Origin of the sequence: Micrococcus sp. H39-S4 (assembly GCF_027158145.1) — a bacterium.
Lineage (GTDB): Bacteria > Actinomycetota > Actinomycetes > Actinomycetales > Micrococcaceae > Micrococcus > Micrococcus luteus.
In genome coordinates, this window is sequence record NZ_JAPVLT010000012.1 from 41,646 (window position 1) to 49,678 (window position 8,033).

At 71.6% G+C, this 8,033-nt stretch carries 5 protein-coding genes and 2 rRNA genes; all 7 read right to left on the bottom strand.

The genetic code is table 11. The annotated features are described in order from the left end of the window. Positions 1-37 precede the first annotated feature (37 nt). Entirely contained in the window at positions 38-1,780 is a 1,743-nt protein-coding gene (recN, locus tag O3T09_RS10715) for a DNA repair protein RecN (RefSeq protein WP_250202788.1), read from the bottom strand. Next, positions 1,777-2,865 (bottom strand): NAD kinase, encoded by a 1,089-nt coding sequence (locus tag O3T09_RS10720; RefSeq protein ID WP_036383271.1) that lies wholly within the window; start codon positions 2,863-2,865, stop codon positions 1,777-1,779. Before O3T09_RS10720 ends, recN begins: the two co-directional genes overlap by 4 nt. Positions 2,866-2,979: 114 nt before the next feature. Beyond that, entirely contained in the window at positions 2,980-3,822 is an 843-nt protein-coding gene (locus tag O3T09_RS10725) for a TlyA family RNA methyltransferase (RefSeq protein WP_044659883.1), read from the bottom strand. Beyond that, entirely contained in the window at positions 3,815-4,645 is an 831-nt protein-coding gene (locus O3T09_RS10730; RefSeq protein WP_049147786.1) for an HAD-IIA family hydrolase, read from the bottom strand. Before O3T09_RS10730 ends, O3T09_RS10725 begins: the two co-directional genes overlap by 8 nt. After that, entirely contained in the window at positions 4,642-5,544 is a 903-nt protein-coding gene (locus tag O3T09_RS10735; protein ID WP_223247459.1) for a hypothetical protein, read from the bottom strand. The genes O3T09_RS10730 and O3T09_RS10735 overlap by 4 nt, the downstream gene beginning before the upstream one ends. Positions 5,545-6,063: 519 nt before the next feature. Beyond that, a 5S ribosomal RNA gene (gene rrf / locus O3T09_RS10740) occupies positions 6,064-6,180 on the bottom strand. A 192-nt stretch (positions 6,181-6,372) separates the two neighbouring features. Continuing rightward, positions 6,373-8,033 (bottom strand): 23S ribosomal RNA (locus O3T09_RS10745); the annotation flags it as partial.

Below are 8,033 nucleotides of genomic sequence, written 5' to 3' on the forward strand. Positions count from 1 at the left end.
CGATCCTTTCATGTCGGGGCGGCGTCCGCGGACCGGGTCAGCCGCGTTCGCGGGCGGAGGACTCGAGCAGCTCCCGGGCGTGCTCGCGGGCCGCCGCGGAGTCCCCGTGCCCGGCGAGCATGCGGGCGAGCTCCTCGACCCGTTCGTCGGCCGTCAGCGTCACGACGTCGGAGGTGGTCACACCCGCGGCCGGGTCCGAGTTCTTCTCCACCCGCACGTGCCGGTCCGCGTAGGCGGCGACCTGGGGCAGGTGCGTCACGGCGATGACCTGCACGTGGCGGGCGAGCCGGGCCAGGCGGGCCCCGATCCGCACGGCGGCCTCACCGCCCACGCCGGCGTCGACCTCGTCGAACACGAAGGTGGGCACCGGGTCCGTGGCGGCCAGGACCACCTCGAGGGCGAGCATCACGCGGGAGAGCTCGCCGCCGGAGGCGCCGCGGCCCAGGGGCCGGGGCTCGACGCCCGCGTGGGGGCGCAGGGCGAGCGTGACGTCCTCAGCGCCGTACGGGCCGAGACCGTCCCCGGCGACCGGCGTCAGTCCCACGTGGAAGGAGGCGTCCGGCATGAACAGGGCGTGCAGCTCCTCGGTCACCGCGGTCTCGAGCCGCTCGGCGGCCTCGGTGCGCAGGGCGGTGAGGGTCGCGGCCCGCTCGCGCAGCGCGGCGTCGAGCCGGTCGACCTCCGCCTCGAGCTCCTCGAGGCGGCCGGAGTCGCCCTGCAGCTCGTCCAGGCGCGGACGCTGGGTCCGGGCCCAGTCGATCACGTCGGCGAGCTCGGGCCCGTAGAGCCGCTGCAGTCGCGTGAGCTCGGCCAGCCGCGACTGGGCCGCGTCGAGGTCGGAGGCCGCGTCGGCGTCCAGGTCAGCGGTGTAGCGGGCCAGGTCGCCGGCGATGTCCGAGAGCACGACGGCGGCCTCCGCCAGGCGCGCGGCCGCGGCGGCGAGCTCGGGGTCGTCGCCGGGGGCGGCGAGCACGGCCTGCCGCGCCGCCTCCACGAGGCTGACGGCGCCGGGGGTCTCGTCCATCGCGTCCACGTCGGGGCCGGCCAGTCGGGCGTGCGCCTCCCCCGAGGCGGCGCGCAGCTCCTCGACGTCCTCGAGCCGGCGGATGAGAGCCCGCAGCTCCTCGTCCTCCCCCTCCTGCGGCTCGGCGAGGTCGATCTCCTCGAGCGAGCGCTGGAGCGCCTCGGCTTCGCGGGCCCGCTCCTGGCGGTGGGCGGTGAGCTCCTCGCGCTCCCGACGCGCGGCGGTCCAGGCGGCGTGGTCCGCGCGGTAGGCGCGCAGGGCCGCGGCGAGCTCGGCGCCGCCGAACGCATCGAGGGCGTGCCGCTGGGCGTCGGCGCCCTGGAGGCGGACCTGGTCGTTCTGGCCGTGCACGGCCACGAGGGTCGCCCCGATCTCGGCGAGCAGGCCGACGGGCACGGTCCGCCCGCCGGCGGCGGCGCGCGAGCGGGTCCCCTCCCCGGACGCCGTGACGCTGCGGCTCAGGACGAGCTCCCGGACGCCCTCGTCGGCCTCGTCCAGCACGGCCCCGGCGTCCTCGGCGAGGGCGAGCGCGGCGTGCGCCTCGGGCAGGCGGACGCCGGCGTCCACGACGGCACGGGACGAGCCCCGGCGGACCGCGCCCGCGTCGGCGCGAGCGCCGAGCAGCAGGCCCAGGGCGGTGACCACCATGGTCTTGCCGGCGCCGGTCTCGCCGGTGACGACGGTGAAGCCGGGGTCCAGGTCCACGGTGGCCTCGCCGATCACGCCGAGCCCCGAGATCCTCAGATGGTCGATCATGCGTCCTCCCCGGGGTGACGCGCCCCGCGGTCGCGGTGGCGCTGGATGTCCGCGGGCGAGAGCACCGACAGCGGCATGGTGGCCGGTTCGACGACGTCGGGACGCGGCCCCGCGTGCCGCGGCTCGACGGTCTCCACCGCGTGGAGCACGCCCGCCCGCTCCTGGGCGGTGACGGGGCCGCGCCAGCCGTCCGTGGGCAGCCGGAACTTGCGCACGAGCCGTTCCGCGAAGGGCGTCGGGTTGAGACGGGCCAGGCGCACCGGCTCCGCCGACCGGGACACCTCGATCCGGGCCTGCGGCGGCAGTTCGACGGTGCGCCGGCCGTCACACCACAGCACACCGGTCTCGCGGGTGCGGGTGAGCACGTCCACGCCGATCGTGGAGCGCGGACCCACCACGAGGGGGCGGGTGAACAGGGCGTGGGCGCTGATGGGCACGCACAGCAGGGCCTCCACGGAGGGCCACACGACGGGGCCCCCGCCGGAGAAGGCGTAGGCGGTGGAGCCGGTGGGGGTGGCCAGGACGACGCCGTCGCAGCCGAAGGCCGTCAGCGGCGAGTTGTCCACGGAGACGACCACCTCGAGCATCCGCTCCCGGTGGGACTTCTCCACGGAGGCCTCGTTGAGGGCCCACGTGCGGGCCACCTCGCGGCCCTCCACGAGCACGACGACGTCCAGGGCCATGCGCTCGATCACTACGTAGGACTCCGAGGCGATCGCCTGGACGGTGCGGTGCAGGTCGGTGCGCTCGGACTCGGCGAGGAAGCCGACGTGGCCCAGGTTCACCGCCAGCAGTGGCACGTTGTGGCCGCGGACGAAGTCGGCCGCCCGCAGCACCGAGCCGTCGCCGCCGAGGACGAGGCCGAGGGTGATGTCCTCGAGCTCGCAGTCGACCCCGAGGGCCTCCGGCGCGAACTCCGGGGGGTCCCCCGCGGCCGCGCGGATGGCGGCCACGTCCTGTTCGAGCATGACGCTGACCAGGCCCTCCTCCGCGAACATGCGGGTGGCCTGCAGCGCCGCGCTGATGGCGTCCTCGCGGCCCGTGTGGGTCAGGACGAGGACACGACGTCCGGGGGTGTAGGGCATGGTTCCTTCCGCGAGCCGGGGTGCCGGGCACTGCGCTCCAGGATAGCCACGAGATCGGACACGCGAACCGGTGGCCCCGCGCCCGTGGACGGGCGGCGCCCCCCCGGACGCGGGTCAGGACCAGTCGATGTGGGCGCCCCGGACCCACCCGGCGGCGCGCTCGTCGGCGGGCGTGGCCGGGCTCGTCCTGCCGGCCGGGTCGTCGGCCGCGGTGGCGTCGGGGCGGTGGAGCCGCAGGAAGAACTCGGCGTTCCCGTCCTGGCCGGCCAGGCCGGATCGGGTGAGGCCGCGGGGGGCGAGGCCGGCGCCCAGCGCGGCCGCGGCCACCCCGGCGACGGCGTCGCGGCGGGCGTCCGGATCGGTGACGACGCCGGAGCGCGGCAGGGCGCGCCGCCCGACCTCGAACTGGGGCTTGACCATGAGCAGCAGCTCCGCGCCGGGTCGGCACACGCCCGCGAGCGGGGCGAGGACGAGGCGCAGCGAGATGAAGGACAGGTCGGAGACCACCAGGTCCACCGGACCGTCGATGTCCTCGGCCCTGAGGTCGCGGACGTTGAGCCCCTCGCGCACGAGGACGCGGGGGTCGGCCCGGACGGGCGGGGCCAGCTGGTCGTGGCCCACGTCGACGGCGGCCACCCGTTCGGCGCCCCGCTCGAGGAGGACCTGGGTGAATCCGCCGGTGGAGGCCCCGGCGTCGAGCGCCCGGCGGCCGGCCACGGCGACGTCCGGGAATGCCTCGAGCGCGCTGACGAGCTTGTGGGCCGCACGGGAGACGTACCGCGGGCCCGGGTCGCGCAGGCGCAGCGTGGCGTCGGCGGCCACGCGGTCGGAGGGCCGGCGCACCGGGCGGCCGTCGAGGAGGACCTGCCCCGCGCGGATGAGCGCCGCGCCCTCCGTGCGGGAGCGGGCCAGGCCCCGGGCGGCCAGGGCGACGTCGGCGCGTGCGGTCTCAGCCACGCCGTGGGTCCGCGAAGGCCTCGGCCCCGCCGGCGAGCAGAGCGGGCAGGTGCGCACGGACCCACGTGGGCCGGTCCGGCCCGGGGGCGGCGGCCGCGGTCTCGCGCGTGTCGATGCCGGTCAGGACGAGCACCGTGTCGAACCCCGCCGCGTTGCCGCCGCGGATGTCCGTGTCCAGGCGGTCGCCGACCACGAGGGGACGGGCCAGGCCGAGGGCCTCGGCCGCCGTCCGGAACAGTCGTGGCTCGGGCTTGCCCGCCGCGACGGGCGCGGTGCCGGTGGCCCGGCCCACCGCCTCGACGAGGGCCCCGTTGCCGGGGGCGATCCCCTCCGCGCGCGGGATCGAGGTGTCCAGGTTGGTGGCGACCCAGGTGGCCCCGGCGCGCACGGCGTACGCCGCCTCCGCCAGATCGGCCCAGCCGAGACCGGGGTCGAAGCCCTGGATCACCGCGTCGGGACGCTGCGCCGCGGACGCGACCACCTCGTAGCCCCGCTCCTCGACCACGGCGCGCAGGTACGCCGAGCCGACCACGAGCACCCGGCCGGTGCGGCGGCCGAGCGTCTCCTCGAGCAGGTCGACGCCCGCCGGTGCGGAGCCGAAGACCTGCCCCGCCTGCGCGGGCACCCCGAGCGTGCGGAGATGCTCGGCCACAGACTCCGGCGCGCGGGAGGCGTTGTTCGTCACGAACCCGACCGGCACGCCCCGTTCCTGCAGCGTCGACAGCGTCTCGACCGCCCCGGCGATCGCGCCGCCTCCGGCGTAGACGACGCCGTCCAGGTCGCACAGCAGCCCGTCGTGACCGGCGAAGAACGTGGCGCTCACCGCTCGTCCGCCTCCGGGGCCTCGAGGGCGTCGAACAGCGACAGCTGGTTCGGGTCGACCTCGTCCGGCGCGTCGACGGCGGCCGGCGGCTCTGCGGCGGCCTCCGGCCGGGGCGCCTCGGTCGGCTCCGTGGCGGCCTCCGGCTCCTCGGCCGGGGATCCGTCCGCCGTCGGCTCCGCACCGGCCTCGGCCGCATACCGCTCGTGGCGCCGTTCGCGGGGGGACGGGCGGCGGTCCCGGGGGTCCTCGACCGGCTCGGTGTCCACGTCGATGATCTCCGGGTCCGCGAACCCGCCCACGCCGAGGGCCTTCTCCGCGACGCGCACGGCACGCGCCCAGAGCCGAGCCTCGTCGCGGCGCCCCAGGGCGAGCAGCACGTCGGCCTGACGCTGGAACAGCCGGGGAGAGAAGGGGTAGCCGCGCCGCCGGTCCAGTTCCGGGATCTGCAGGGCCTCATGGGCACCCTGAAGGTCGCCGGCGTCCTCGCGGATGCCGGAGACGACCATGGCCAGCTCGGCCCGCGCCGCCCGGTCCAGACGCGAGGCATCCACCTCGGCGGCCAGCTGCAGGGCCTTCTCCGTGCGGCCGAGGGCACGCTCGCTGTCCACCTGCGCGGCGATGTGGGTGTCGTCGCCCGTCATGCGCCGGTAGGTGCGGAACTCGCGCAGCGCGTCGGCGTACTCCCCCGCCGCGTAGGCGGTGAGCGCGACTGCCTCGCGCACGCGTGAGAGGCGGCCGCCCTTGCGGGACGCGGCGAGGGCGTGCTGGAACGCCAGCGCCGGGTCGACGTCCAGGTAGCGGCCGGCCATCACGAGATGCTTGGCGACCCAGCTGGCAGGACGCTCGTCAAGGCCGTTGATCTCCTTGAGCGTGCCGCGGTCGAGCTCCTGGCCCGTCACGTCCGGGTCGATGTCCGGAGAGCGCTCCTGGTCCGCACGATTCGCCGCTCGGAGGTCACCGGGATTGTGCGCGGGTCGTTCGGCGCGGTCCTCGCGACGAGGGCCCGTCGGCGCACCGCGGCGCTCGGGGCGTCCGCCCCCCTGGCCCGGGCCGCGCCGCCGGTCCTCGTGAGGCCCGCCGGAGCGGCGCCGGTCACCGGCACCGCTGCGAGGACGTCCGTCGCGGTCACCGCCACGACGCCGGCCATCACCGCCACCACGGGGCCCGCGGCCCTCGGATCCGCGGTCCTCGCGGCGCTCTCGGGGGGTGTCCTCAGCCATGGTGTCCTTCCTGGGCGTCACGCCGCGACGGTCCGCGGGAACGCGGTCTCTGTTCCTCATGTGCCGGCCTCGCGGCCGGGTCCTCAGGGGACCAGGCTAGTGCCCGGAGCCTGTGGCAGACCGTCCTTGCGGGGAAAGCAGTCCAGAAATGCGGGAAGGGCCTCGCACCCAACGGTGCGAGGCCCTCCCTCAAAGAATGTCCGGCGGCGACCTACTCTCCCACAACCTCCCGGCTGCAGTACCATCGGCGCTGTGGGCCTTAGCTTCCGGGTTCGGAATGGAACCGGGCGTTTCCCCCACGCTATGACCGCCGTAACCCTAACCCCACACCACCACCCTCAACACGGGCAACAGCAGGGAAACCTACGGGTCACACAACAGTGACACTATTCAACTCAAAACACCTCAACCACCCACCAACAAGCAGACAGCCGGTTGCAATCAGACAACCGCACAGTGGACGCGAACACCAACCCATCACCTTGAAGCAAGCAATAGGATAAGAGTGTGTGTAAGTCATCGGCCTATTAGTACTGGTCAGCTTCACGAGTCTTCAGTCCTCGCTTCCACATCCAGCCTATCAACCCAGTGTTCTAGCTGGGGGCCTCACACCCTCAAAGGGGCAAGGAAATCTCATCTCGAAGCCGGCTTCCCGCTTAGATGCTTTCAGCGGTTATCCATCCCGAACGTAGCTAATCAGCCATGCACCTGGCGGTACAACTGACATACCAGAGGTTCGTCCGTCCCGGTCCTCTCGTACTAAGGACAGACCTTCTCAAATTTCCAACGCGCGCAGAGGATAGGGACCGAACTGTCTCACGACGTTCTGAACCCAGCTCGCGTACCGCTTTAATGGGCGAACAGCCCAACCCTTGGGACCTACTCCAGCCCCAGGATGCGACGAGCCGACATCGAGGTGCCAAACCATGCCGTCGATATGGACTCTTGGGCAAGATCAGCCTGTTATCCCCGAGGTACCTTTTATCCGTTGAGCGACGGCCGTTCCACAACGAGCCGCCGGATCACTAGTCCCGACTTTCGTCCCTGCTCGAGCTGCCACTCTCACAGTCAAGCTCCCTTGTGCACTTGCACTCGACACCTGATTGCCAACCAGGCTGAGGGAACCTTTGGGCGCCTCCGTTACATTTTGGGAGGCAACCGCCCCAGTTAAACTACCCATCAGGCACTGTCCCTGACCCGGATCACGGGCCGAAGTTAGATATCCAGAGTGACCAGAGTGGTATTTCAACGGCGACTCCACGAACACTGGCGTGCCCGCTTCACAGTCTCCCACCTATCCTACACAAGTCACACCGAATACCAATACCAAACTATAGTAAAGGTCACGGGGTCTTTCCGTCCTTCTGCGCGTAACGAGCATCTTTACTCGTAATGCAATTTCGCCGAGTTCATGGTTGAGACAGCGGGGAAGTCGTTACTCCATTCGTGCAGGTCGGAACTTACCCGACAAGGAATTTCGCTACCTTAGGATGGTTATAGTTACCACCGCCGTTTACTGGGGCTTAAGTTCTCCGCTTCGCCGAAGCTAACAGGTCCCCTTAACCTTCCAGCACCGGGCAGGAGTCAGTCCATATACATCGTCTTACGACTTCGCATGGACCTGTGTTTTTGATAAACAGTCGCTTCCCCCTGGTCTCTGCGGCCCCGATCCCCTCACACCAGCACGTGGTGCTCAAGGTTGGGGCCCCCCTTCTCCCGAAGTTACGGGGGCATTTTGCCGAGTTCCTTAACCATGATTCTCTCGATCGCCTTAGTATTCTCTACCTGACCACCTGTGTCGGTTTAGGGTACGGGCAGTTTGAACCTCGCGCCGATGCTTTTCTAGGCAGCATAGGATCACCGGATCACCCACCACGTGGGCGCCCATCAGGTCTCAGGCATACAGCCGGCGGATTTACCTACCGGCAGCCCTACACCCTTAGACCAGGTCATTTCCATTGCCCGGCCCGGCTACCTTCCTGCGTCACACCCGTTAATGCGCTTGCCTCCCCGGTTCAGGTCCCGCGCTCCCCACCACCGACCCCGTCAAAGACGGGGTTCGGGATGGTTCGGGCGGTTAGTATCACCGGCTCAACATGGACGGTTCTTCACTGGTACGGGAATATCAACCCGTTGTCCATCGACTACGCCTGTCGGCCTCGCCTTAG

What these genes read in the sequence shown, in the direction of transcription:
- recN (WP_250202788.1), bottom strand. Translation starts at nt 1,780, where the DNA reads ATGATCGACCATCTGAGGATCTCGGGGCTCGGCGTGATCGGCGAGGCC.
- O3T09_RS10720 (WP_036383271.1), bottom strand. Translation starts at nt 2,865, where the DNA reads ATGCCCTACACCCCCGGACGTCGTGTCCTCGTCCTGACCCACACGGGC.